Origin of the sequence: Protofrankia sp. Cas8 (assembly GCF_963555845.1) — a bacterium.
In the GTDB taxonomy this organism is placed as follows: domain Bacteria; phylum Actinomycetota; class Actinomycetes; order Frankiales; family Frankiaceae; genus Protofrankia.
Genome location: NZ_CAUVXI010000334.1, coordinates 3,251 through 4,204 on the forward strand (window position 1 = coordinate 3,251; position 954 = coordinate 4,204).

The 954-nt window shown below is 54.9% G+C and carries 2 protein-coding genes; one reads left to right on the top strand and one right to left on the bottom strand.

Going from position 1 to position 954, the window contains the following annotated elements; translation table 11 throughout:
* Positions 1-439 precede the first annotated feature (439 nt).
* Positions 440-748 carry a hypothetical protein gene (locus U9977_RS26400; RefSeq protein ID WP_322751983.1) on the top strand — a complete coding sequence of 103 codons (309 nt, stop codon included), beginning with the start codon at positions 440-442 and terminating at the stop codon, positions 746-748.
* A 4-nt stretch (positions 749-752) separates the two neighbouring features.
* Here U9977_RS26400 and U9977_RS26405 read toward each other — a convergent pair.
* Positions 753-954: hypothetical protein (locus tag U9977_RS26405; RefSeq protein WP_322751984.1), on the bottom strand; the 202-nt coding region annotated here is incomplete at its 5' end.

The following is a 954-nucleotide window of genomic DNA, read 5'->3' on the forward strand; positions in this document are numbered from 1 at the left end:
TCGGCCTGGCCCCCGCCCCCAACCCCCACACTTACGTCCCCAACCCCCTGGAATGGCTCGACCCCCTCGGCCTCGCACCATACTCGGCGGGCCCGCCCCGGTTCATCGTCGACTCCAATGGTACGGTCGTCGACCGTACATCTATCGGGACTAGGGTCAGCCAAAAACAGTTGCGGCATATTGCAGGACGGTCGGAGTACAGGGGTGGAGGGTATTTTAAGTCTACTGACCATGCCCAGCAGGTTCTTGATGCTTTCCATTCCGGTTCTGCGGATGTTCTCGGGGTCAGTCGGAACGGCCATGTCATGGTTCGCTATGATCATATTACGGGGTTCAATAACAATCTTGCGCGTGGCATCATCGATCAACCGACAAGTACTTTTATGATTAAGGGATCTTCGAGTCCCAGTGTTGTCCCGATCAGTCCACTGGTGGCGTCATGACAGCTGATTCTGGTGGCAGGGAGCGGGAAAATCTAGTCGTTCTTCAGGTGATTCAGGCTCTTCTAGGGCTGATCTCGAAAAATATGAAGGCAATCTCTGTTCGAGTGCTTGATGATCGGATCATTCTGTACTTTGCTCTGCAGGGAAAGGTCGAGGAGGACGACGAAGAGATACAGGATATACTGTTCGAGCTGGATGCGATTCTCGGAGGTTCTGTTCAGCTGGATGCCGAAATTTATATTGGTTTGCCGGGATTGGACTGGCCTGGGCGTTCTTGTCGGCCCGTCTACTGGGCGAAGGAATAGTGGACTAGTACGGCAGCAACAGTGGTAGCCGCGTGGTCTTGATTCGACGGAAGTGCCCCTGACCTGGGTTGTTGTTGCTTCGTGGGAGCGCTCCGACCCCAGCGTCGATGTTTGCGATCTTGGGGCCATCGCCGCGAGATCGGGGATTACGATGCGAGACTTCAAGATCGTCGAAACGATCCGCTCCGCGGATCGTCACAAATCTT